Origin of the sequence: Methylomonas rosea (genome assembly GCF_024505055.1) — a bacterium.
In the GTDB taxonomy this organism is placed as follows: Bacteria; Pseudomonadota; Gammaproteobacteria; order Methylococcales; family Methylomonadaceae; genus Methylomonas; species Methylomonas rosea.
In genome coordinates, this window is the sequence record NZ_JANIBL010000003.1 from 39,482 (window position 1) to 60,602 (window position 21,121).

Consider the following 21,121-nt stretch of genomic DNA (forward strand, 5'->3'; position numbering starts at 1 on the left):
TAGCGCACCATCGCCGGTCGCACCGTTTAATCACTCGCCAAACACAAGCGGCCACCCCGCCATGACGTTGTAGCCGGATAAATCTTCCGCAACATCGATAGCGGCTTTATGAGCCTGACTGGCCGCGAATATCAACGCTTGCTGGAGTCCGGCAGCACTGACCAAATCAAACGCCACTTGCACCGAAATCGTAACGGACGATCCATCCATCGTTGACCATTGCACTGGTTGCCCGCCAATCGTGATGTTATCGGTCATAGCGCCGCCGGCTGCCAACATATCACGGGCCTTATCTTTCAGGCCCAGATGCTGAGTCAGACTAAATTCATCCGAGTGGAACCACTTTATAACGCTGCCAATTTGCACAGGGAATCCGGCGCGCCAACGTCGGGATCGCTCACCATCTACAGCCGCATGCAATGGATCTCGCGTGATCGGTGCAGATGGCGAATTAGGTACAAAAACACCACCATCATAGAGATCACCGATATTTGCCGTTTCAGATGCGATATATCCATCTGGCAGCTGATCAACGACAACAGCATTAACCACCACGTTACTTAATACCTCGACCGCTCTCATCACCCAACCCATTTGAAAATTGCCAAACCACTCGTACCAGCGCCACCAGGGTTACCGCCCACGCCGGCACCGCCACCAGCACCGAACCCCACGCCATCAAAACCGCCGGCGCTACCTGTACTATCCCCACCTCGCCCACCCTGGCCGTATACATTACTACCGCCAGGAGAGCCTGTATAAACAGACGAAATGTTCGAGCCGTTGGTCGTACCAGGCGACAAATAATTAATGTAGGGCAACGCTGTTATTGTGGCCGAAACCCCGCCTTGACTAGACGTCCTAGAATTAGGCGATGTATTACTGCCACCTGCCTGACCACCATCAACAGAATACACCACACCGCCAATAGTTATTTGAGTTGTGCCGCCGGTGCCTCCGGCTGCCCCGCCAGAGCCACCACTAGCACCGGCACCAATCAGTACCGCATATGCTGTGGAAGGCAGCAGACCACTGATAAAAAACGTTGAACATCCGCCAGAGCCACCGCCACCCCCTAGTTGAGCGCCACTACCGCCACCAGCGCCACCGCCAACCAACGTGATTTCAAAAACCGTATCGGCAGTAATGTCGGCGGGGGTTATGAAATTGCCGCTACTCGTCATTTTGACTAAATTGGGCTGTTTCAATATACGAATAGCCTGTAGTAGCTGGGTATTATCAGGTTTGGACAATACCAACCCTGCCGCCTGCACAACCGACACAATCTCCCCTTGCACCGCATTCAGCCAATCGCCTGTCAATTCGGTCGGTGGGCGACTGATCAAATCATCCTCGGGGACAAACTGGTTACCAATATGTCCAGCCCCATCAATCTTATGCATAACTCACCTCGCCACCACTACCCGTGATGTCCTCAAACCATAAAAACACGTGCGCTTGCTTAAATTCCGCCAACGCATCCCATAACACTTTCGGATCGACTACCGACCGGTAGTAACGCACCCGCAACACATACCGGCCGCGCGTACTCCAACACCTATCGCCAACACGACTACCGACGCGCAGCGGCTTAGTCACTAAATGATCCACCTGCACCAAATCCACCGGAAACGTCGTTGCCGGCCCGGCTGCACTCCAACACCGGTCGCCAACATGGCTACCCACCGCCAGCATTTTGCGCGGCATCGTCTCGGTTACGCCGGCAATAGCCTCATTCGCCACGCGCCGATACTCGCTGATATGCCAGCTGCTAATCTTGGGCCGGTGGGTATCGATGGCGTTATCCAATACCAACTGGGTAGCGGCTTCGACGCGCGCCAATTCTGCGGCCATGCCAGTTAATAAAACGTTGCCCGTACTGCCTGCCGGCCAATCCCAGGCGGCACCCGGCGGTAACAAGCGCTGTTGCGCCTGGGCGAATTCAGCGACCGTGTGCGGGGTGATTTGCATTACACCCACACCACCGGTTGCAGTACGAATACCTCGCCGGCACCGATGGCGATATCGGCCAGCGGGGCAATGCGGGTGTATTGCGTCGTGACCGTCGCAATCGCCGCATCGATCTCGGCCATCGCCAATAACGAGGTCTCGCTAGACTCGGCCAATCCCAAAGCTGCCAGCGCCGCCGTAATCGCATTGCGGTTATCCAGCGTATCGTAACCGGGGAGCAAATCGATAGTGATGGTCACGGCATGCACCAACGGCGCAACCACAGACCAATCCGCCGTGGCCGGGGCGATGTCGGTTAAGTACGCCGACACCGCTGCCAGTACGGCCGGCGAAGGCAAGCGGTTCAAAAGCCCGTTACAAATAGGCCTGACAATCACTGTGCCCAAGCCCAATACTTGCGGCTGTACCAACGCAGTGGTCACGGACGGGTGGGCAGACTTAGCCCAATAGCGATAGTCGTCCGGCTTGCCCGAACGAGCGCCACGCGTCACCATCGTGCGCCATTCGTCGGCTACCCGTGCCCGCCAGCTTTCAAGCGTCTCTTGTTCCGCGCCGCCAGTCAGGCCGCCTAAAGCGACAGTCAACGTGCCGGATATGCCAGGCACCGGGTCAACCAGGGTTAATGTTTGGCCGGCCAGCAAATTGCCGGCACTGCCAGCGGTGTTGCAGCGCACAGAGACCGGCGTAGAGCCGGCGCCTAACGCAACAGCCGCCATCACCGTGTAATCAAGGCCATTCTGGCCGCGTAGAATGGTATCGGCCAACAGGAGCGTACCCACCGTGCCGGTTGCCAATACATTACCGGTCGCGGCAGTGGCATCTAGCCGCTCCACGCCATACAGCGCCGCCCAGTCATACAGCCGCTCCAGCTCGCACGTCAGCGGGCTGCATTGCTTATCGATCCACTCCAAATAGCCGTGCTGGCCGTGACAAGCCCGCGCCCACATCGCCGCCAAAGGCCCACGCAACACCGCCGGCACAGCGGCCAGGTCAGTTTCGATGCGGGTTTTTAGCTCGGCATAAGAGGGGCGGACGTAGTCGGTCACAGCGGCACACTCATATTAAAGGTGCGACCATTATGCGAACCACTGATCAACAGAAACACCCCGGAAACATTTCCGGCGGCGGCGGGGTCTTCTATCACTGAGACATCGTTCAGACCATGATCGCGCAAGGCTTGCTCAACCATAAAAATCGCCTCGCGCCGGGCGGCATCACCCAGCCCTTGGCGGCGCAGATACCATAAACCTGTACCCTTGGCCGGATCGGCCCACCAACCGCGCCGCTCGTAACGATCTGGCACACGGCGGGACGGTGCCTCGGCGTCGGTAAATAGCGCCGCAAACACCAGGGTTTCCAGCGCGGCTTGCTCATCGGCTAGCGCGGGGTCGTCAAATTGCAGATCAAACACGCCGTTATCAATTTGGACCAGTTTCAACATAAGTGCCTCAATGCGGTAAGTCGGTGTCGCCACTGCCGGGCTGCACGTTGCCGTGAACATGCTGTTTTAATGAGATACCGTCGGCAACGATATCACCGCCGCTCACGTGCACGTCGCCATCGTTGACAATGACGGTAGGCGCGTTGGTAATCGTCAAATCATGCCCGCCGCCATCCACCGCAATGCCATCCCGGCCCAGCTTGATGACATGGCCAATATCGTCATGCAGCGCCACTTCGCCGGCTTGCAACTCAATTTGATAGCGCTTATCCCCGATCACCAGCGCCACGCCATACGAGCGGTCACCGCCCGGAAATGCCAGATACACTTGCGCGCCAGGCTGGGGCCGATAACTAAATCCGTAGGGCTCCACCCGTGCCAGATTATTCAGAACCTCGTTATCCAGCACACGCGCCTGGACACGATCGGCACCGACCAGCGTCGCCACGCCGTGGGCAAACAACAGCTGCAACCTAGCCCAGATCTGTTGCATAAATAATTTTCTCCTCGGCCTTTTTGGCTTTGTGTTTAGCGCCTTTTTTTGCCTTGCTACTGGCGGGCTTTTCTTCGCCAATAAACGCCTCGCGCTTCATCACCGTTAGTCTGGTCATGCTGCCGCGCTGGTCGTCCAGCGTAAATGCCCGCTCACCAATTAAATAGACGCCGTCGATATCCTCACCCGGAATAATCACCCGCACCTGGGTGTTGATGTCCCACACGCCGTTGGCATGCGTCCAGCCGTATACGTCCAGATCGATGCGATGCGCGCGGGCCAGCCGGCGATTGCGCTCCAAGGTCGCCCGCCGGTCGCAGCCGCCCAGCCCTTGCCCGGTTTTGTCCGCCAGGATGTGCAGCGGCCGGAAATAACCAATACCGCCATCCTTTACCGCGCCTTTCAGCGCCTTATCGGTGGCGTAGTCGTAACCTTTTACGAGGTAATCGGAAAAGCGCAGCTTGTATTCGTCCACCACCGAAAAGCTCTCGACCTGCTCGCCATACACCAGCGTAGCAACCGGCGCGGCCTCAGTGGGTTTGGTCAGCAATAAGCCGCCGTCGGGCGTGGGGTACAACAACAGATTGGCAGCGCGGGCGGCATTGATCAGCGCGTTGCTGGGCGACTCGCATTGCATGGCAAAATCAGGCACCACAGCGGTGTCGGCATCGATCTTCACAGGCACTTTAAACGTGCTGCAAAGCTGCTTCACAATCTCGCCCAATTTCAGGCCTGACAGGGTTTTTGAGTATTGGCAGTCGATCAACTCGCGCCCTAACGAGCGCGCTTCAATCGCTATGCCGTGGCTATTGGCATCAATATGCCGGTTGATTACATCCGGGCGGATCGTGGCGACGACGATATCGGCAATCAATACCTCGATCACTGTGTTGGCATCCACGCCTAGGCGCTCGCCGGTGCCTGGCCGCGTCACCGCCAGACTAACCGAGGCCGCCAGATCGTCCACCGAGGCGCTGACATGCACGTTTTGCCAGTACGCATAGCGCTGGCCGTTGAAGCGGATCTCAACCATACACCCGCCCACGCACAAACAACGGATGCCGCACGCCATTGCGGGCCAAAAACACCGACTCATCGATCCGCATCCTGTGGGCCAACACGGTAGACGGCAAGTTGCCGACCAGGTCGCGTATTTGCTGTGGCTGTAAGTCTTGCGCCATTACCGCTTCCACCAACGCGGTGCGGGCGGTCACAGCGGCCTGAAACACGGTGTCAGGCAACGTCGGTAACAAGGCGTCGTAAGCGGTATCGATAGCCGCAAGCACCGCCGTGCGGTCTACTTCGGCGCGATAATCCACCAACGCCACTTGCATCGCCGCGGCTAAATACAAGCGGCTTTGCAAAGCGGCCTCGCGGGTTAAATTACCGCGCACCGCGCTATCGGTCGCCGCCACGCCGCTTAATGTGCCGTGGTTGGCGTTGGCGGACAACGCGACTAGCCGCGACACCAGACGTGGCCGGTCTGTGTCGGCCAAGCCGGCATCGTCCGCCCCCAGGCCAATGGCATTGGATAGACTGCGAAACGCATTGGCATAGCTGCCGGGTATGGCTGCCAGCGCGCCCAGATCGCCCTTAATACCTGAGACCAGGCCCAGCAACTGGCTGGACCAGATTAACGGCAAGGTCGCAAAGCTGATCGCTTGCCGGACAAATTCCAACTTGCCTTGCACCTGCGCGACAAACGCCCCCAGGCCGTCGGCGCTCATCGCCAACAGATCGAAATCGGCGACCGCCGCATCAGCAAACCCCGCGATGCTGGCGTTGGCGATATCGACTTGGTCCGGTGTTGCTTCCGGTGGCTGTTCGCCGCCCGCTACCCAGCTAATCGCAACCGTACAAAAGCCATTGGCATCATTGCTATCGCGCCGCGACCAACTAATAGGCGTCACCCAAATACGACCCAACCAGGGATGCAATAACCAATCTGCGCCGGGTTGATTCAACGCCTTTATCAGCGCAACCGCTTCAAGATCGTAATCGTTGCCGATGAAATACGCGTTCAGCTGATAATCGCCAGCCTTGCCGCCCATATCCTCGACGACCGGCTCTTCGGCACCGGGAAATTCGTGAATGGCTTTTCGGCGGCCGCCTTTAGCGTCATGACTCTCAGTCAAAAACTCGATCTCACGCCAACGCGCGGTGCTCCAGCGGTCGCGGTAGGTTTCTGCCATCAGGGCGCTCCGTTAAACAGGTTGCCGGTGTTGCCCTTGGTCGTCACGCTAACCCCGTCTGACTTTGATTTTTGTTTGACCATGAAGCCTGGTGCAGTGGATTCCACCGTCAGATGCACTTCGGATTTTTGCGCAGGCTTATTAAAGTAATCGGCCAGGGCGGTACCTAGTGTGGCGTTTTTATCGCCCGTGCCCCATTGGGTTAATTTATCGATACCGGGCCTGACCAACATATCGCCGACTGCATAACCGGCAGTAGCGGCACCCAAAACACCGAACGTTCCAGCGCCACGACCGCCCCATTTAGTAGCCAGCTCGGCAAATCGGCCGCCCTTGCCGCCACCCATAGCCAATGCAGATAACCCTGCCGCCGTACCCAAGGCAATTATCGGCGGCGTAGCACCCACCACGGCGGCGCTTAAATTCGGATACTTTTGCGAGAGGTCGACAAAGATTTCCGACGCGCGGGTAATCGTCGGAATCAGCTTATCCATAGCATCTTTCTGCCGGATCGCCGCTTCCTGCTCTGCGTTACGCAATGCGGCCGCACCCGTGCCGGCCATAGTTTCGAAATTGAGGTCGTTAGCGCCAAACTCGGTATTGTTGGCGCTGATAAATCCGCCAACCCGCTCGGTCAGCGCTTTATTACGCATGCCAAATAACGCGGCGCGCGCCTGCATGTCTTGAAAGAATTTGCCGATCACGCCGCCTTCCGCCAATTGCGAAATCGATTCGATGGCTGCTTGTTGATCGGCTTTATTACCGGCCTTTTCCAGCTTGGCCAGCGCCGCTTTCATCTGTGGATCGCGCAGCGATAGCTTATCGATTAAATTCATCCAGGCGTCGACCGCGTCGATACCTTTAATACGCTGCTCGATCAGGAATTTATTCAGGTCGCCGCCGCCAGCCTTATCAAAATCCTTGGCGGTATCGCCAGAGGATAACTTGGTCAGCAGGTTGAGCACGTTGTTGCCGGCTGTGGAGGTATCGCCGGCCGTCATGATCGCCGCCTGATTCATGGTCAGGATTTTTTGCAAGCCCGGCAGACCGACCAAACCGGCGGTTTTACCGACTGCCAATTGACCAGGCAGCGCCCTGGCCATGTCTTTAATCTCAAAGCCGCCGGCCTGGCCGGAGGCGGTGACCATGTTCAACGCGCGCTTTAAATCGCGTTCATTGCCGACGATGTTTTGGCCGACCAAGGCGCTGGCCAGATTGGCGATATCGACGGGAGCTGCCGACGAACCGTAAGCGGTGCGCATCACGGTAGGTAAAAACGCTGTTGATTGCTCGCGCGTCAGCGTACCCTTGGCGATCAATGCATCCAGTGCTTCCGCCGCCTGGTCGCGCGTACCACCGCCGCCTTGCTTAAGGTCCACGGAACGATTGATGACAGCTTCCAACGCTTTAGCGCCCTGCAAGCGGCCGGATGCTGTACGCTCCGGATAGGCGGTATTCGCCATGCTTGCCAGTCTTTCATCAAACGACATCGCATTCATCACCGGCGATTTCAGTGCATAGCCAGCCGCCGCTACGCCAGCACCCACCGCCACGCCGGTTCTAATCCGGCCTTGGGCCGTTTCAAAATCCTTTGCGGCCTTGGCGGCTTTCTGCTGCTCCTTGGTCAGCTTGCCCATTTCGTTGGTCAGCTTGGTGATCTTTTGCCGAGTCTTTTCAGCGGCGCGCGTGAGTTCGTCTTGTGTTGCGGTACCGGATTTGCGCAGCTCTTGATAAGCAGCTGTGGTTTTCCGCATTTCTTCGCGGATTTTAGTTTCAGAACGAATGCCCAATGTTTCGCGGGCTAGAGACAATCGCTCGTATGACGTGCGCTGGCGACTGTTGGACTGGGTCGCCAGGTCTTCTGTGCGCTTGGTGATTTGCTCGACGTGCTTGGCATACTTATCGATGCCGGTCGTCGCGCCTTTGTCGACAAACTTGAGCCTTAACTCGGCCTCGGCGGCCTCGGCGGCACTGGACATAAAAAAACTCCGGATACGGGATGTAACCGGAGTTTATAGCGGTAGAGCAACGGTGATCAGGCAGGAAATATTTCCAGCGGTTCACTCCCTCTCCTGATGGAGAGGGTTGGGGTGAGGAGAATTAGATTTATCCCCTCATCCCAGCCTTCTCCCGGCGGGAGAAGGGGAGTTTATTCAAACTTCCGCCCATCCATCGCCGCCGCCACCTTGGCCCACATGAACAGCTCGGCCAGCGGCAAGGCTTTGGCAATTGGCAGCGGTTGATTCAGCACTTTAGCGACTAATCCGACTGCTGTGATGATTCTGACAACTTTTTTTCGGCGTCGTCTCCTGCCGCTTCTTCGTCAGCGGCCAGCATGTCGCTGGCAATCTTTTCCGCGCGGACATAATCCGGCCCGCGCAGCTGCTCGATCAGCGCTTCGTCGGTGCCAGTCAGCGAGGCAATCAACGCAATCCGCTGCGCTACCCCGCCGCGCTTGTCGAATGACAAGTAGTCGGCGGCGGTGGTGTAGGCGCGGAATTTCAGTTCGGTGATGTGGGTTTTGCCGATATTGAGCGGGTTAATTAGTCTCATTTGTGCCTCGAAAAAAAATGAAAAATATGATCCCGCAACGCCGCCGCTATCACCATCGCTTCTTCATCACCAGGATGATCGCCGTCTCCCGTGGATAGCGCTAATGACGGCGGACGCATGTCCAGCGCATACGCAGCCACGTCTGCAGCGGATAGCGGATCATATGCGTTGACAGACGCCGCGTGAGTGTCGAAAAAATGCCAGCCAAACGTTTGTCGCCACAGTTCGTTTAGTGCTTTTTTTGCCAGATAGGCGTCAATGTTTGTAGAAAGATTCTCGGCTTTAGCCGGAAACGCCGCTGTGTTAAATTTCATCAACAAGCCACAGATGACATAGTTGTCATGGCCTAATGCTTCGATTTCGGCTTGCAACGCTGCCGTCATCGCTATACGCCCAGCTTCGTTTTGAGGCCCTTCATTAAAACCACCATTAATAACGACTAACGATTTCGAAAAATCGTTAATCGTACCGACTGCGGCAACCCGGTCTTCGCGCAACCGCGTGAGCACAGCCTTTTGCGACCCCTCGCCGAAGCCGTCAGTCACGAGTTTAGTGCCACCAAGTGTATTATTACCCGTCCTGCCAAACATTGATGCTAAGAGCACTGTTAACTTTGCATTGGTGCCACTCTGAAAAATGGAATCTGTATAACACCGGACCGTCGAAAACGGTAGCGACGGCGCAGACACGAACCCAGCGTTTGCACGACCTCCGCCGTGATAGGGCGCAACATTACCGCTTCTGACGTACGGCGATGGCAATAACGCACTACCGTTGTTCGGCACGTTTTCCGCGAAAAAGCCGGAGTATATCGGCTTATCACCGTCAACAGAGCTGTTTAACTGATAAATGAACGTCGTTCTTGTGCCGTCGTTCAAGAAGGGGCGAGAAAAGCGCCGTACACCGCCACCCATATCTTGCACCGTCCAGCGATTACCTAATGTAGTGACGTTGTTCGTGCCATAAATTCCGGTCGACGCACTGAGCGGGGCATCCCAATCGTATGACAGAGACGCCAGCTCGCCGCCGTTAAATCCCATATTCGTGACGAGGACCTTTGCGCCCGTCACTCCCGGCGGCACGTGAGCAAAAAACGAATACACAATAAAATTACTATCAGCGATGACGGTCTGGTTGCGCTGACAAAAACCATTCGCTGCACCGCTGCTCAGCTGCACACCGGATGCAATACCCCAGTGGTGACCCGGAAACGCGACATTCTGAATGGGGTTGCCGGTGTTGCTGTTACTGCCGATAAACGTTTCGCTGTTGATCGGATATAAGTTCTTCCGTAGCCTGCGCTTTTCAGGCGGCATTTTCGAAAACTCTCTAATGTCGCCCCAGGTTTTGCTATCGCAGTAGTACAAAGCCCCTTCTGCCATCGCCAGACCATCGCCGAACTCGCTGGGCGGGGGTAGATCGATTACGTTTTTGTAATATGATATTTGACGATTAGGCATTCCTAAATCCTCTCAGACACATTAGCCATAATGGTGATCTTACTTTCACCATCCCCCCATCCAGCTGGATCGCCGGAGCGAAACGCTTGCGACATCATGTACACCTGGCCGCTGGTCAAGCGGATCGTCACGTCCTCGTTTTTGATCGCGTTGATCGCGTCCAGATCCACGCCGGCCTGGATGTTGATATTCAACTCCAGCACCGCCGGCTTATTGCCTGTCAAAAATCCACCGTCTTCGGCCAAGCGGCCGGCTCTGTGCTCGCGCGATTCGCCGGACGGGGTAAACGTGCCCGGCTGGGCGGCCAGCGGCAGTTTGCCGATGGATGGCACCGAGACGGTGCGGATGTTATTTAATTCAGCCATGGTTTAAATCTCCCATAAAGTGCGTTTAACCTGTTTGTAAATCCCCCTTTGTCCCCCTTTGTTAAAGGGGGAGATAATTCCCCATCTTTGGCAAAGAGGGGGCAGGAGGAGATTTTTAAACCCGCTTAACAAACTGCGCGCGGCCAGCCAGTATTTTGAATGGCGATAACGGCACAGGGGTATCGCGGAAATTGAAACGGCTGGGGTTGTCCGGGTCTTGTTCGACAAACAAATTCGCTTTGTAGTACGCGTATTTTTGGCACCAGCCATATTCGCGCACCAAGACGTTCTGATAATGACTCAACAACAGCGACGTGACCGAGTCTTTGGTGGTAATGCGCAGCCCAGGCTTATAGCCCTCGTTGGTCTCCGCCGCTGCGGTGCCCGTAAAGGCTTTTTTGGCCGCCGCGATTTGCGTTTCGCGGATGCGGTCCATCACCTCCGGCGCGTTGATGTCCAGATATGCATCATCCTCGCTGCCGTCCGGCTTGTACTGGTGCATCGTAATCAAGCTTTTGATGTAACAACTGCCGTCTGTGCCAACTTCCATCACCGACATACCCTTGAAGAGCAAGCTGTTGGCCGTGGGGAAATCATCGTGATAGGTCACACCAATCATGCCGGTCAACAGTACCCCTTCAAGAGACTCGACAGGGTTGTTGTAGATTTGCGGGCCGGCGGCCGCTGCCAACATCGCAGCCCCCTCCCAGGTAGTAGTCGGGTTAATCTCCAGCGACAGATCGCAAATGTGTTCGTAGTTTTTGGTTTCGCCAAATGCCATCGCCGCCGCCGCGTCGCCCCGGTGCGTGGTAAACGCTCTAAAACCGGCTTGAACGGGCGGTTGATAGCGGCGTTGACTTTCGGTGTGCCAGGCGGCCAACGTAGCAGCATCGTTAATGCCTAATGCTACGTAGCGATAGCGGCGGTTACTGCCGATCAATACCGGCAAGTTGCCGGGAGCCGGATCGCCAGTGCCGCCCGTCATCGCCGCCAAGGTCAAGCCCAGGCCGGTCGGTTTGATTTCGCCGTATAAATTGAGGCGAATATCGATATTATTGCCGCAGGTGCCTTTGTGGCGACAAGTCAGAGTCACTACGCTGGCAACTGCCGCAGCCGTGACGGGGATGTCCAAATCGGTAAATGCCGCAGCAATAGCCGTGGCGATTTGGGCAGTAGTCATCGCGCTGGTAATGCCGACGCTGATCAATTTGCCGGCTACATATAATGATAGTGTGCCGTCAACCGTCGCCACCGCAGTGACGGTAATGGTACCGGTCGCGGCCACGCCGGCACCGTTGTCTGCATAAGGCAAGACATAAACATCAAAAAACTCATCTACCGCCCGATAACGGGCCGCCATTTGCGCCAGCATCGAGCCTGCGCCGAATTTTTGCTGAGCATCAAACACGGAGGTAATCCTAACAACCTCGCCCGCCGGCGCTGTGCCGGCCGATAGTTTTTGCCCGACCAGCAGCGCAGCGGGTATATCCGCGCCCAGACTGGCCTGACTGCTGTCAATCTCGATGTAAACGCCGGGATAGCGCAGCGCTGCCGGAATGTAATCAAATGCCATCGTCATAATGCGGGTGCTCCTATGTAAACCAGGCCACTGTAGGGGCCGGGGTCGGGTAAATAATTGGTGATCAGGGCGTTGAACTCGTAACGGTCGGCCCAGTAAATGTCCTGTGCGGTGTACTCCAGCACTTTGCCGCCTTTGAATTTGATCGGTTTCAGGTCCGGCTCGATCTCCCAGCCTTGCAACAACACGCGCACCGCATCGCGGTATGCCAGCAGCACATCGTCGGTTTCGCCGGCGCGCTGAGTGCGGATGTTCTCGATGGCAATCACTGCGTCGAAGCCCAGCGTGATATTCGCGGCGCGGGCCTCGGCATCCAGCTCGTCGGATTTGTCGGCGGCTCGGACCAGCCACACCGCCGGCAACGGCAATGCGGTCGGTTCGATCTGTGCGTATTCGGCGGCCAGGCCGAAGTCGCGGAACCAGGCATGAGCAAAATCGGCCGGCTTAGACTTGATGTGATCGAGGACGGACGTCAGCGAGATCATTACCAGTCCTCAATAACAGCCGACGTGCCGCCGTAACGGCGAGACGCGCTCTCAAACTGCACCAGATCATCAGACACAACCGGATCGAGCGGCCCGGGCGGTGGCGCAGGTACCAAGTCCAGCTCGCCGCGCTTGAACATCTTGATCATGTCCATCACGCCATCGTAAGCCCGCTGCACTTCCGCGGTCATCCGTTCAGCGCCTTGCAGATAAAACAGCGCAATCGTGGAGACCATCCGGGCTAACAAACTGGTTTGGGTGCCATCCGGCACACCGGCGCTGATCAATACCTGGTCGGCATCGGCCAGCGCTGTGTCAATAGCATCCAATGCCGCCGCCAGCGCGGTTTGCTCAGCGCTCGTATAACCGGTCAAGTCGCCGCCATCGATAGCCACGCGTAGCGCGTCCTCGGGTGGCATGCCCATGTCAGCCGGCACCGCCAACTGCGCCAGGCGGCGGGCGTTGGTGCGGGCTAACAGATCGGCACGGGTGGCGAAGGGCATTACTCAGCCGCCGCTTGGGTTTTGATTTGGCTCCAGGCTTGGTCGCGCTCGACGGCCATTACTCTGAAACCGGTCAGGACAGTAATCGCATCGATCACCGGCTTGCCATCGCTCAACCATTGCTCGGAATTGTTGGGGTCGAGCTGACCGATGGCGGCCTTGATGGTTTCCATGCGCGTGTCGGCTGTTACCGTTTGCGCCGCTTCGGCAGCGGATAACTCGGTCCCGCTTTCGGCCGTGCCGGCCTGATCGGTCGATAAATCAGCGCCATCGGTTGCGGTGGTATTGTTTTCGGCGGCGACGGCGACATCGCCAACCCTGCCGTCAGTAACAGTATCGATAACATGGTCGCCCTCGTTGTTAGTCGCGTCGGCATTGGGCACCGGGGATGCAGTACCGGTTTCGGTTCCTTCCGCCGCAGTCTCCCCAGTCGCTTCGCTCTCAGGGTGGATTGTAAGGTCTCCAGCGGTTTCAACAGCGGCTTGAACAGTCGCGGCCACTTCCACCAGCACGGTGGGCGTATCGCTGACTTCCAGATACGGATCTTCTTCCAACGCTGCGCGGGTGGCGTCGTCGATGTCGATCTCTTTCCAATCGCGGGTAAAACGTTCGGCGCAACGGTCGCGCTTTTCCAAATCGGTGCGCAGATTCACGCGGACATAAACTTTTGGCATATCAGTCTCCAAATTATGCTCCCTCTCCCATTGGGAGAGGGCCGGGGTGAGGGTTATCAATCAGAACTTACGCAACCCAAGGGGTAACCAGCAAATCAACTTTTTTGTAGTTGATATTGGTCTCGCCGGTCGCCAGGCGATCACGTAACAGCAGATTTTCCGCCGCGACACGATTGGTTGGGCCGCAGACCAGCAAGGTCGGTACCGTGCCCAGCTTGATACCGCCATCCCCCACTTGGCTCAACATGCGGTTGTAAAGATCGGCAAAGTTGGTCGCATCCAGCGTGGCTTTGGAGCCGTAGCAGCATTGCCAAAAGCCATACGCTGCCGCACCGCGCCAACGACCGCCGAAACTGAACACGTCGTTTTCGAAGACGTTGGTGGACTGGTTGGGGTTGGTTTGGGATTCCAATGTTGCCGGCACGCGCTCTTGCAAAATTAAAGCGGGCGCATTCGGCGAAAACAGATACCAAGGCGCGCCGGCGCCGGCCTGAATGTTGGACGTGGCGGTTACAGTGCCGGTGCCGTCGGTGTTGGCATACACCGGGTGATCGGTATCGAAGAAAAACTGGTCGTCGTAGCAGTTGGTAGACCAGCCGGCCAATAGCGCGGAGAACATGATCTCATCCATCAGCCGGGCCGCTGCTTCGCCATGGCCGTAAGCCACGGTAGCGTAATGGCCGAAATCATCGTCTTCCACGTCGGTACGCTGTACGTCAATCGTCGCTTCGTACTTGTCGTTGGTGACGGTGTAGGCCTTTTCGGCGATGGCTTTATGCAGCCGCGAACCTACCCATTTGCGGAAGGATGGCCATTGAGTCAACCAGGCATAGGTGCTGCTTTTGCTGGTGGATTTCATCAGCCGGGCAATCATCTTCCAATTGCTGGGGGTTGCGACCAGGCCTTTATCAAAATTGGCCTGGAGCGTGGTTTTTAACGCGTCGATTTGCGCTTGTGTCAGCATCGTATGCTCCTAAAGTCAGGTAATCGGTGCCGGCGGTTAGCGGGCGTGTTTTTTCTGCGCGGCCAGGAACTCTTCCTCGCTCACGCCCATTTTGTCGGCAATTGCCTTTTGTTCGGCGGTCAATGCCGCTGTGCCGACCGTATGGCCGTCGCCGGCTTGGCGCTGAGTGATCGACAGCGGGCCGCTGGTTTCAAGATATTCGGTCAGCGCCGCGACGGATTGTTTTTCCGCCCAGGGTTTCAAAGCTGGAGCCAAGCGGCCATCGGTCAAGGCGGCAGTGATCAAGTCGGTTTTTTGCTGGGTTTCGGCGGCGGCTTTGGTGTCGTTGATTTGCTTGTTCAACGCGGCCAGCTCGCCTGTCAGCGTGTCGCGCTCGGTAGTGAGTGCGGCCAGCTGGGTTTTCAGCGTGTCGCGTTCGGCGGTGAGTGCCGCCACGGCGGTTTCAGTGTTGGCGTGCGTCACGCGCAGCGCGGCCAGTTCTTCTTGCGGGGTAGCCATATCGGTATGCTCCGGGTCGGGTAGGGAAAAGCGTTTGGTCAGGGTTGCCAGTTCGCCGGCGTCTAAATCATCCAGGCCGTCGATGGCGGGGGTATTGGTTAAAGCCACGCTGATCACATCCAGCACCTCGCCGGTGCCGCTGTAGTACCAAAACACCGCACTGATGTAGCGATACTCTTTGTCTGTGATGCGTTGCTTTGCAGTTTTTGTCCAGTCCACGCCAACGGCGTACAGGCCTTTGCCATCGCGCCATTGCATGTCATGAAACCAGCCGGCGGCGATAACGGGCTGGCCGTTCCACTCGCTGCGCAGAGATTGATGCTCGTAGTCGATGAGGGTGTCGTTCTGGCGGTCGCGCAGGCGCTGAATCACGCTAGCGGCAATCGTGGCGTCCAACAGCCAGGCATCGCAATCTTCCGGCCTGCCATCTGCTGCACGGAAAGGACCGACCGGCAACAAATGCGCTTCGCCGGGCACAGCGGCATCGGCAGCTATTTCGAATGCAAGCGATGCAAGTTTGACGGCGGGTTTGGACATGATGACCCCAAAAAATCAGTTGAGGCCATTGTCCGGATTTGGGGCGGGGTTGATCAGGCTGGAAATGTTTCCGGGGGAGTGGTGTTAGTATTCGAAAGGATTCGCCTAGTAACGCAATTGGAAACCAGCCAAAACCCCGTTTAAAAACGCGCAGGCGCGTTTAAAGATTTTGGGGATAGGCAATGATGGCGGGATTTTGTTTAACGGGGCTTAGCGGGGCTGTATTTCGATTAGGCCAACTTTGACAATTTCCCAGCCTAACATTTTCAATCTCTCATCAAGCGTTCCGCGAAAACGTTCACGATGCGCGCCGTCCATAACTTTTGTGGCCACTTCTTGGCGTATCACTCCGGCATAATCTGGCAGATACACTCGTCCATACTCGGCACTGTTTGCAGCGACAATCCAAATTTCTTTCATATTATTTCCTCAGTTATAAGTCGAAGGTTGGGTCTATGATAGACATCCCAAACACGACGTAGTCAGACTTCTGCGCAAAATTCAGTACATACGTGATTTTTGCCATTATCTCCCGGCCTGTCGCGATGCCGCTGATTTGATCACATTCGTGAAGTATCACGGTGTCGCCCCTCTGAAAGCCTCTGTCGCGATTATTGCGTATTTCAAATAGCTTTTCATGGCGCGCGGTGGCTTCAAAGAATGCTGGATATGTTTTTAAGTGATGAATCATCTGTGTCTCCGTGTGAATTAAAAAAGGCCCCGTCTCGTGGGGCCATGCCGATCGATGCGCCGGCGGGAGGTAATTCGCCGGATCGACTGCGGGTGTTTTTTTCACTAGCTCACCGCCCGCTGGAGCCGTGCCGCCTGTGCGGCTTGTTCGGTCAATCGAATAAACTCATCTGCCGGTCGTCGGTTTCGCCCTCGCGGCGGATGTTGGTAATCTGGCGAACGGTCAGGTGATACGCGCGAGCTTGTTTAGACGCGCTTTGCCAATCTTTGTTAGCGTTGATTAATGCATTGCGGTGACGAATCCACAATTTGTCGATCTTGGGCACGCTGAACCGGTCGTTGCTGTCCAGATGCGGTGCCAGCTCGACGCGCAGGCGTTGTAGTTCATCCCGGCTGAGGCCAAGCGCGAAGGTGTAATGTTTTGGCAGATTGATCACCAAGCCACCCCATTCCCGCAGCCATTCCTGGGCGCGGCCATAGCCGAGCGCCCGCACCACCGCCCGCAAGACGGGCGGCAGGTTTTGCAGTGTATCGGCGTCATCGTCATCGTCCAGCGGCTGGACGGATGATGCAGGACATCTATTCGCGATTTTGCGGTTTTCCCAGGCAGGCACTCGCACATATCGATTAGCCGTGCACAACGGCTCTAACTCGTCAATCAGACGCGTGGCCTCATCGTCCGCGAGCGAAATCTGCAATGCGGCCCGAGGATTGTCTCGCGCCGGAACGTACACCCAGCCGCCGCCAAACTCGGTCACCCATTCCTGGGCGCGGCCATAGCCAAGCGCCCGCACTACCGCCCGCAAGACGGGCGGCAGCGTGGCTAACAGTTCTGGGTCGACGTTGGGCAAATCCATTTTAGCGGGCCATCCAGGCTTTGAGTGCTTCGATGATGGTCTGCAGCTCTTCGCTCGTCAGGCTATCCAGGTCGGGGACGTTGTGCGCGGTTTGTCTAGCGCAAAATGCCAGCAGCGCCGGGCGACCGGCGTTGTTGACCTTGCCTGCCGTGCCCAACTTGCCCCATAGCTTAACCACCATGCCGATCTGCGGCGATACGACCTTCGGACGACTTGACGCCTGGCCGTTGTAGGTTTTATGGCGCGGCCAGCCGCGTGCGGCGTAGTCGTCCAGCACTTGGCCGAGCTGCGGCACGTTCAGCGTTTTTGCGCTGATATGGCCGTTATGCTCGGTGGCGCCATGGCGGGCTAGCACCGTGCGGTGCATGTCATCATCCCAACCGGGCAGGGTTTTTTCTGCCCAGGTTTTGGCGATGCCGACCAGCGTCAGATAGTGTTTAACTAAGTCGCTCATATTTTTTGACCGGATGGGTACGGCAACCCAAAAGGGCGATCAATGTCTTTATCGGCTGGCGGAAACCCTGATGGTTTCCTCTTCAGCCTATCTTGCGCCTTATCGGCTAACTCGTCGGCTTCGTCGTCATACTTGGCAGCGGTGGCCATGTCATCGTTATACGCGGCGCGATTGTCGGCGCGGGCAGCGCTCTCGCGCAGGCGATTGGCACGGGCGCGTAATTCATCTATGCGTTGCTGAGTCATTACACAACCTCCTGCTCGAACGGCACCACGGCGAAATCCTCGACGCCGCTGTTGATAGTGATGCCGGCAATGCCTTGTACAGCTTTTGGGTCGGCCAATACCGCTTCCTTGTTCAGTTCGTCCTTGGTGCGGATAAAGCGGCTCAGACCCAGGTTACGTAGGGTTTCCAGCACCTTATCGGCCGAGCGCAAACCCACGCTAGGCGGTCGCTGCCGCCAGGACACCTCGCCGGTGATCAGGTTGGCAGTTTTGCCGCCGTCTTTGCACAGGTCGGCGCGGTTGGCTTCGCACCAGGTTTGAATACCCGTCAACAGGCTATCGACGCGGGTTTTTAGCGCTTCTATTTGGTTTTTGCGAGCGTCGGTGATAGCGGCGATTTCGTCATTCAGGTCGGTTTCCACGCGAGTCAGCTCGCGCTGGGTATCGCCAAGCAGACGAATGGCCGCCTGGGTTTGCTCTTTGTCTTGGCAGACGTAACTGGCTGCCGGGGCTTTGTGTTTTTTGGCCATGTTTGGCTCCTATGATTGTGTAGTTTGCAAATCTCCCCTAACCCCTCTTTATCAAAGAGGGGAACAATCCTCCCCCTTTGCAAAAGGGGGACAGAGGGGGATTTACGATGTATCCGGTGCCGCAACGCCGCCTTTCCAGTTAGCCGGCGGCTTGGATTTGGTTTTGGTTTGCGCCTGGGCAGCCAAATCGGCCACCGACACCGGCGCGCCGCCGACGTTGCTGCGGTTGCGCTGCTGCTCGATCTTGTCCTGTTCCAGCTTGGCCGCAGCCCGCTCGCCGCGACCGGCGATCATGCTCAGCAGATAGCCGTTGCTTTTAAGCGGCAGCACTAACGATTCGGGGCGGTTGACCACCAGCTTCATCATCTCCGCTTCCCAGATACCGGCCGGGGCCGAATAGACGATGCCGTTACGCTTGATCTGTGCATCATTGATCAGCGGTACCAGCTCCTTGGTCAATGCCAAGCGCCTGGACCAGCGCAGCTCTTGTTTGTTGGGCTTGAACAGTTCCAGATATCGCAGCAATGCGCCGACCAGGCTAATCGGCAGGCCGTTAAGCAAGCCAGTCCACTCGTTGCCGGCCACCATTTCCATGGCCTGTATAATGTCGACATCCTTGCCGCAGTATGGGCAAGGAATAGCGCAGCCATTGCTCACAGCCGGCACTCCAGGCCGGCCATGGCGATAACCGGTGCGGCTAGCCAGTGGTACAGCACGATGCCGGCAGTGACAGCAGCAATCAATGCCGTGGCGCGGGCGGTAAATAGCTGCCAGTCCTTATGCAGCAGCTCTGCACCTTGCTCATCAATGATCTTGTTGAGCGCGACCAGTTGCTGGGCGGCATCGGACGTGCGGCGTTGTTGATAGGCCGTCATCAGGTCGTTGCGAATTTCATCGACGTGGCGGCGTTGGTGGTTGCGTTGCATAAAGCCTCCTAATAAATGGCCCAGTCCGATTGCACGCGCACGCGCAAGCGGGTGTGTGGTTTGTGGCATTGCCGGGCTACCAGCTGTTTGAACTGATTGGCCTGGCACTGGGTTTTGCCGACGTATTCGCCGCGCAAGAATCGATTAGCGAGATAGTTCTTCATGGCGGCCTCAGTGACGGGTAACCGTCTCGGCCAGCGTGATATGCCGACCATGTTGTTCCAGGTAGCGGGTTGCGTTGGCGACCATCGCGTTGCCCAGCACCGCCGACGGCGCATTGCGCTCGCCGGGGTTGGCGACTTCGGTGCCTTCGATTTCCACGCCGTGTTCGGTGTCGCGGATTTTGATTAGGTAAATGCTCATTGCTATATCTCCTGCGCCATAGCGCAATCAATTTCGAAATCCAGGTCTTTGCCGTTTAACACGATGTTTTCCGGAGTCATGCCCGCAAAAACCCCGCCGTTCTCAATTGCATCCAGCGGGCGCTGGCGCAGGTATTGATAACGCTCGGCGTCGGTATGCGATGGCGGTTCTGCTGACGGTTCTTCGATGACCTCCAATGCATCCTCCGGGCCTGCGGGCATTTCTGCCCAGTGAGTGACAACGCCGTCGGGTAACGGCTCTCCATCCGCTGTAAACCAGCCTTCGCCCAGGCAATAGCCCAGCCATACCGGCTCACACATCGCCCTGTGGTACAGCAGCACGGTCATTTCGTCGTCGGGTAACGACTCGTTCACGTCCAGCCATTCGATAGCTTCCAATACGATCATGTCGCCCCCTACGCTACCGATTGCAGGCACAACGCCTGTTTAGCCACCGCATCCACCAGCGCTACGCTCAAGTCGCGGCCGTTGCGGAATTGGGTAATGGCAGCCACCAGTCCCTCGATCAGCATCCGCGCGGAGCCTTTGCTGTAGGCATACAGGCGTTTGACCACCTCGTCGGATACGTCCTCGTCGCCGAACGCGGCCTGGGTCAACGCGGCGGCATCGTCGGCGGTGATGGCTTTCACCGTTTCCGGCCAGAAGCCGGTGCGGCTGCGGATTTGATCGAACTGGCCGTGGGCGGGCCTGATCAGGCCGGTCAGGTGTTCGGTACCGGCCAGGACGATGCCGATGTTGGCCAGATCGCGCAGGCGGCGCAGGGTGTGGAGGACGTGCGGCGTCAGCGTGTCGGCTTCATCCACAATCAACAGGCTGTCGGTGTTGCGCAGCGAGTTGATGACCGATTGAAACTTGTCGTCGATGCTGCCCTTGCCCTCGTAACCAGCAACGGTGCGAGCCAGCAGCTTGATCAGGCTTTGCACGGTCATGGTCGGCGTGGCCTCAATCAGATAGGTATTGGGCGTAGTACGCTGGTAATGGCGCACGGCAAAGGTCTTGCCGGTGCCGACGAAGGCCGACAGCACCGCAAAGTTGCGGTAGCGGCGGGCCATCTGGCAGGCGGTCAGCGCCAGGCGGAACACGCTAGTTTCCACCGGTGCCAAGGTGTCGCTGGCGGTGTCGTCGGCGTGGCGCATGGCGTTGGCGACGTTGATCAGCATTTTGCTGGGGCTGGTGGCATAACTGCCGCCCAGGATCTGGCTCAGCGTGCTGCTGGATACGCGGGCCAGCCGGGCCAGCGCCGCTTGTTTGTAGTCGCGCTCGGTTAACCATGCTTTGATCTGCTCGATCAGGCCGATGTCGTCCGGCGTGTAGTGTTGGGGGTAGTTGCTCACGGGGGTTA

The 21,121-nt window shown here is 57.3% G+C and carries 30 protein-coding genes; all 30 read right to left on the reverse strand.

What is annotated here, in order from left to right:
- Positions 1-30: 30 nt before the first annotated feature.
- Positions 31-582: a DUF4376 domain-containing protein gene (locus NP589_RS01555; RefSeq protein WP_256605367.1), complete on the reverse strand. Its 552-nt coding sequence runs from the start codon at positions 580-582 to the stop codon at positions 31-33.
- Positions 582-1,403 carry a glycine-rich domain-containing protein gene (locus tag NP589_RS01560; protein ID WP_256605368.1) on the reverse strand — a complete coding sequence of 274 codons (822 nt, stop codon included), beginning with the start codon at positions 1,401-1,403 and terminating at the stop codon, positions 582-584. Before NP589_RS01560 ends, NP589_RS01555 begins: the two co-directional genes overlap by 1 nt.
- Complete coding sequence (locus NP589_RS01565) at positions 1,396-1,971, reverse strand: hypothetical protein (RefSeq protein WP_256605369.1); 576 nt, start codon at positions 1,969-1,971, stop codon at positions 1,396-1,398. Before NP589_RS01565 ends, NP589_RS01560 begins: the two co-directional genes overlap by 8 nt.
- Positions 1,971-3,017, reverse strand: a complete 1,047-nt coding sequence (locus tag NP589_RS01570; protein ID WP_256605370.1) for a baseplate J/gp47 family protein — start codon at positions 3,015-3,017, stop codon at positions 1,971-1,973. Before NP589_RS01570 ends, NP589_RS01565 begins: the two co-directional genes overlap by 1 nt.
- Positions 3,014-3,412, reverse strand: coding sequence for a phage GP46 family protein (locus tag NP589_RS01575; RefSeq protein WP_256605371.1), 399 nt, complete (start codon positions 3,410-3,412; stop codon positions 3,014-3,016). Before NP589_RS01575 ends, NP589_RS01570 begins: the two co-directional genes overlap by 4 nt.
- A 7-nt stretch (positions 3,413-3,419) precedes the next feature.
- On the reverse strand, positions 3,420-3,905 hold the full coding sequence (locus NP589_RS01580; protein ID WP_256605372.1) for a phage baseplate assembly protein domain-containing protein: 486 nt from the start codon (positions 3,903-3,905) through the stop codon (positions 3,420-3,422).
- Positions 3,886-4,938 carry a phage baseplate assembly protein gene (locus tag NP589_RS01585; RefSeq protein ID WP_256605373.1) on the reverse strand — a complete coding sequence of 351 codons (1,053 nt, stop codon included), beginning with the start codon at positions 4,936-4,938 and terminating at the stop codon, positions 3,886-3,888. The genes NP589_RS01580 and NP589_RS01585 overlap by 20 nt, the downstream gene beginning before the upstream one ends.
- On the reverse strand, positions 4,931-6,097 hold the full coding sequence (locus tag NP589_RS01590) for a DNA circularization N-terminal domain-containing protein (protein WP_256605374.1): 1,167 nt from the start codon (positions 6,095-6,097) through the stop codon (positions 4,931-4,933). Before NP589_RS01590 ends, NP589_RS01585 begins: the two co-directional genes overlap by 8 nt.
- Complete coding sequence (locus NP589_RS01595; protein WP_256605375.1) at positions 6,097-8,076, reverse strand: phage tail tape measure protein; 1,980 nt, start codon at positions 8,074-8,076, stop codon at positions 6,097-6,099. Before NP589_RS01595 ends, NP589_RS01590 begins: the two co-directional genes overlap by 1 nt.
- A 280-nt stretch (positions 8,077-8,356) precedes the next feature.
- A complete protein-coding gene (locus NP589_RS01600) occupies positions 8,357-8,650 on the reverse strand; it encodes a phage tail assembly protein (protein ID WP_256605376.1) in 294 nt (97 codons plus the stop codon).
- Entirely contained in the window at positions 8,647-10,110 is a 1,464-nt protein-coding gene (locus NP589_RS01605) for a hypothetical protein (RefSeq protein WP_256605377.1), read from the reverse strand. Before NP589_RS01605 ends, NP589_RS01600 begins: the two co-directional genes overlap by 4 nt.
- A gap of 2 nt (positions 10,111-10,112) precedes the next feature.
- Entirely contained in the window at positions 10,113-10,475 is a 363-nt protein-coding gene (locus tag NP589_RS01610; protein WP_256605378.1) for a phage tail tube protein, read from the reverse strand.
- Between the two features lie 115 nt (positions 10,476-10,590).
- Positions 10,591-12,054 carry a hypothetical protein gene (locus tag NP589_RS01615; RefSeq protein ID WP_256605379.1) on the reverse strand — a complete coding sequence of 488 codons (1,464 nt, stop codon included), beginning with the start codon at positions 12,052-12,054 and terminating at the stop codon, positions 10,591-10,593.
- Entirely contained in the window at positions 12,051-12,539 is a 489-nt protein-coding gene (locus tag NP589_RS01620) for a phage tail terminator protein (protein ID WP_256605380.1), read from the reverse strand. Before NP589_RS01620 ends, NP589_RS01615 begins: the two co-directional genes overlap by 4 nt.
- Positions 12,539-13,042: a phage protein Gp36 family protein gene (locus tag NP589_RS01625; protein ID WP_256605381.1), complete on the reverse strand. Its 504-nt coding sequence runs from the start codon at positions 13,040-13,042 to the stop codon at positions 12,539-12,541. Before NP589_RS01625 ends, NP589_RS01620 begins: the two co-directional genes overlap by 1 nt.
- Positions 13,042-13,716, reverse strand: coding sequence for a hypothetical protein (locus NP589_RS01630; RefSeq protein WP_256605382.1), 675 nt, complete (start codon positions 13,714-13,716; stop codon positions 13,042-13,044). Before NP589_RS01630 ends, NP589_RS01625 begins: the two co-directional genes overlap by 1 nt.
- Before the next feature lie 67 nt (positions 13,717-13,783).
- Entirely contained in the window at positions 13,784-14,680 is an 897-nt protein-coding gene (locus NP589_RS01635; protein ID WP_256605383.1) for a Mu-like prophage major head subunit gpT family protein, read from the reverse strand.
- A gap of 36 nt (positions 14,681-14,716) precedes the next feature.
- A complete protein-coding gene (locus NP589_RS01640; protein ID WP_256605384.1) occupies positions 14,717-15,715 on the reverse strand; it encodes a phage protease in 999 nt (332 codons plus the stop codon).
- Positions 15,716-15,925: 210 nt separating this feature from the next.
- Entirely contained in the window at positions 15,926-16,135 is a 210-nt protein-coding gene (locus NP589_RS01645; RefSeq protein ID WP_256605385.1) for a hypothetical protein, read from the reverse strand.
- Between the two features lie 13 nt (positions 16,136-16,148).
- Positions 16,149-16,406 (reverse strand): DUF3850 domain-containing protein, encoded by a 258-nt coding sequence (locus NP589_RS01650; protein WP_256605386.1) that lies wholly within the window; start codon positions 16,404-16,406, stop codon positions 16,149-16,151.
- Positions 16,407-16,557: 151 nt separating this feature from the next.
- A complete protein-coding gene (locus NP589_RS01655; protein WP_256605387.1) occupies positions 16,558-17,262 on the reverse strand; it encodes a hypothetical protein in 705 nt (234 codons plus the stop codon).
- A gap of 1 nt (position 17,263) precedes the next feature.
- Positions 17,264-17,716: a regulatory protein GemA gene (locus NP589_RS01660; RefSeq protein WP_256605388.1), complete on the reverse strand. Its 453-nt coding sequence runs from the start codon at positions 17,714-17,716 to the stop codon at positions 17,264-17,266.
- Complete coding sequence (locus NP589_RS01665; RefSeq protein ID WP_256605389.1) at positions 17,713-17,961, reverse strand: hypothetical protein; 249 nt, start codon at positions 17,959-17,961, stop codon at positions 17,713-17,715. The genes NP589_RS01660 and NP589_RS01665 overlap by 4 nt, the downstream gene beginning before the upstream one ends.
- Positions 17,961-18,470, reverse strand: coding sequence for a host-nuclease inhibitor Gam family protein (locus NP589_RS01670; protein WP_256605390.1), 510 nt, complete (start codon positions 18,468-18,470; stop codon positions 17,961-17,963). The genes NP589_RS01665 and NP589_RS01670 overlap by 1 nt, the downstream gene beginning before the upstream one ends.
- 102 nt (positions 18,471-18,572) lie before the next feature.
- Positions 18,573-19,127, reverse strand: coding sequence for an HI_1489 N-terminal domain-containing protein (locus NP589_RS01675; protein ID WP_256605391.1), 555 nt, complete (start codon positions 19,125-19,127; stop codon positions 18,573-18,575).
- Entirely contained in the window at positions 19,124-19,396 is a 273-nt protein-coding gene (locus tag NP589_RS01680) for a hypothetical protein (RefSeq protein WP_256605392.1), read from the reverse strand. Before NP589_RS01680 ends, NP589_RS01675 begins: the two co-directional genes overlap by 4 nt.
- A gap of 8 nt (positions 19,397-19,404) precedes the next feature.
- Positions 19,405-19,560, reverse strand: coding sequence for a hypothetical protein (locus NP589_RS01685; protein ID WP_256605393.1), 156 nt, complete (start codon positions 19,558-19,560; stop codon positions 19,405-19,407).
- A 7-nt stretch (positions 19,561-19,567) separates the two neighbouring features.
- The gene (locus NP589_RS01690; protein ID WP_256605394.1) at positions 19,568-19,759 is read right to left on the reverse strand and encodes a hypothetical protein; all 192 of its coding nucleotides are present in this window, start codon (positions 19,757-19,759) and stop codon (positions 19,568-19,570) included.
- 2 nt (positions 19,760-19,761) lie between these two features.
- A complete protein-coding gene (locus NP589_RS01695) occupies positions 19,762-20,166 on the reverse strand; it encodes a DUF551 domain-containing protein (protein WP_256605395.1) in 405 nt (134 codons plus the stop codon).
- Positions 20,167-20,174: 8 nt separating this feature from the next.
- Positions 20,175-21,113: an AAA family ATPase gene (locus NP589_RS01700; RefSeq protein WP_256605396.1), complete on the reverse strand. Its 939-nt coding sequence runs from the start codon at positions 21,111-21,113 to the stop codon at positions 20,175-20,177.
- Between the last annotated feature and the right edge of the window lie 8 nt (positions 21,114-21,121).

Excerpts from the sequence above, each read along its gene's own strand:
- NP589_RS01565 (WP_256605369.1), bottom strand. The coding sequence starts at position 1,971 with ATGCAAATCACCCCGCACACGGTCGCTGAATTCGCCCAGGCGCAACAG.
- NP589_RS01630 (WP_256605382.1), bottom strand. The coding sequence starts at position 13,716 with ATGCCAAAAGTTTATGTCCGCGTGAATCTGCGCACCGATTTGGAAAAG.
- NP589_RS01695 (WP_256605395.1), bottom strand. The coding sequence starts at position 20,166 with ATGATCGTATTGGAAGCTATCGAATGGCTGGACGTGAACGAGTCGTTA.
- NP589_RS01595 (WP_256605375.1), bottom strand. The coding sequence starts at position 8,076 with ATGTCCAGTGCCGCCGAGGCCGCCGAGGCCGAGTTAAGGCTCAAGTTT.
- NP589_RS01620 (WP_256605380.1), bottom strand. The coding sequence starts at position 12,539 with ATGATCTCGCTGACGTCCGTCCTCGATCACATCAAGTCTAAGCCGGCC.
- NP589_RS01635 (WP_256605383.1), bottom strand. The coding sequence starts at position 14,680 with ATGCTGACACAAGCGCAAATCGACGCGTTAAAAACCACGCTCCAGGCC.
- NP589_RS01575 (WP_256605371.1), bottom strand. The coding sequence starts at position 3,412 with ATGTTGAAACTGGTCCAAATTGATAACGGCGTGTTTGATCTGCAATTT.
- NP589_RS01645 (WP_256605385.1), bottom strand. The coding sequence starts at position 16,135 with ATGAAAGAAATTTGGATTGTCGCTGCAAACAGTGCCGAGTATGGACGA.
- NP589_RS01585 (WP_256605373.1), bottom strand. The coding sequence starts at position 4,938 with ATGGTTGAGATCCGCTTCAACGGCCAGCGCTATGCGTACTGGCAAAAC.
- NP589_RS01590 (WP_256605374.1), bottom strand. The coding sequence starts at position 6,097 with ATGGCAGAAACCTACCGCGACCGCTGGAGCACCGCGCGTTGGCGTGAG.
- NP589_RS01615 (WP_256605379.1), bottom strand. The coding sequence starts at position 12,054 with ATGACGATGGCATTTGATTACATTCCGGCAGCGCTGCGCTATCCCGGC.
- NP589_RS01680 (WP_256605392.1), bottom strand. The coding sequence starts at position 19,396 with ATGCAACGCAACCACCAACGCCGCCACGTCGATGAAATTCGCAACGAC.
- NP589_RS01665 (WP_256605389.1), bottom strand. The coding sequence starts at position 17,961 with ATGACTCAGCAACGCATAGATGAATTACGCGCCCGTGCCAATCGCCTG.
- NP589_RS01610 (WP_256605378.1), bottom strand. The coding sequence starts at position 10,475 with ATGGCTGAATTAAATAACATCCGCACCGTCTCGGTGCCATCCATCGGC.
- NP589_RS01605 (WP_256605377.1), bottom strand. The coding sequence starts at position 10,110 with ATGCCTAATCGTCAAATATCATATTACAAAAACGTAATCGATCTACCC.
- NP589_RS01600 (WP_256605376.1), bottom strand. The coding sequence starts at position 8,650 with ATGAGACTAATTAACCCGCTCAATATCGGCAAAACCCACATCACCGAA.
- NP589_RS01625 (WP_256605381.1), bottom strand. The coding sequence starts at position 13,042 with ATGCCCTTCGCCACCCGTGCCGATCTGTTAGCCCGCACCAACGCCCGC.
- NP589_RS01670 (WP_256605390.1), bottom strand. The coding sequence starts at position 18,470 with ATGGCCAAAAAACACAAAGCCCCGGCAGCCAGTTACGTCTGCCAAGAC.
- NP589_RS01660 (WP_256605388.1), bottom strand. The coding sequence starts at position 17,716 with ATGAGCGACTTAGTTAAACACTATCTGACGCTGGTCGGCATCGCCAAA.
- NP589_RS01690 (WP_256605394.1), bottom strand. The coding sequence starts at position 19,759 with ATGAGCATTTACCTAATCAAAATCCGCGACACCGAACACGGCGTGGAA.
- NP589_RS01685 (WP_256605393.1), bottom strand. The coding sequence starts at position 19,560 with ATGAAGAACTATCTCGCTAATCGATTCTTGCGCGGCGAATACGTCGGC.
- NP589_RS01650 (WP_256605386.1), bottom strand. The coding sequence starts at position 16,406 with ATGATTCATCACTTAAAAACATATCCAGCATTCTTTGAAGCCACCGCG.
- NP589_RS01555 (WP_256605367.1), bottom strand. The coding sequence starts at position 582 with ATGAGAGCGGTCGAGGTATTAAGTAACGTGGTGGTTAATGCTGTTGTC.
- NP589_RS01640 (WP_256605384.1), bottom strand. The coding sequence starts at position 15,715 with ATGTCCAAACCCGCCGTCAAACTTGCATCGCTTGCATTCGAAATAGCT.
- NP589_RS01580 (WP_256605372.1), bottom strand. The coding sequence starts at position 3,905 with ATGCAACAGATCTGGGCTAGGTTGCAGCTGTTGTTTGCCCACGGCGTG.
- NP589_RS01655 (WP_256605387.1), bottom strand. The coding sequence starts at position 17,262 with ATGGATTTGCCCAACGTCGACCCAGAACTGTTAGCCACGCTGCCGCCC.
- NP589_RS01560 (WP_256605368.1), bottom strand. The coding sequence starts at position 1,403 with ATGCATAAGATTGATGGGGCTGGACATATTGGTAACCAGTTTGTCCCC.